Origin of the sequence: Pseudomonas sp. JV245A, assembly GCF_032424515.1 — a bacterium.
GTDB classification, from domain to species: domain Bacteria; phylum Pseudomonadota; class Gammaproteobacteria; order Pseudomonadales; family Pseudomonadaceae; genus Aquipseudomonas; species Aquipseudomonas protegens.
Genome location: NZ_VYKE01000675.1, coordinates 1 through 220, shown reverse-complemented (window position 1 = coordinate 220; position 220 = coordinate 1). Strand labels below are relative to the sequence as shown.

1 pseudogene is annotated in these 220 nt (G+C 70.0%); it reads left to right on the top strand.

The features are described from left to right. Positions 1–220: pseudogene (locus F6S12_RS33575) on the top strand (XRE family transcriptional regulator); the annotation flags it as partial.

Genomic DNA, 220 nt, shown 5'->3' with positions numbered 1-220 from the left:
GCTGGCCCAGGTCTCGGTCAGCTACGAAAAACTCGCCGCAGCAGCCCGCGCCCTGGGCGTCGACATCGCCCGGCTGTTCACCCCCGCGCCGAACCTGATCCAGACCGGCGGCGCCCAGGTGCAACCGACCGTGGTCAGCACCACCATCGCCGACGCCCCCGGCTACAGCACCGGCAATTACGACTATCACCCCATGGCCGGCGACTTTCCCGGGCGCAGC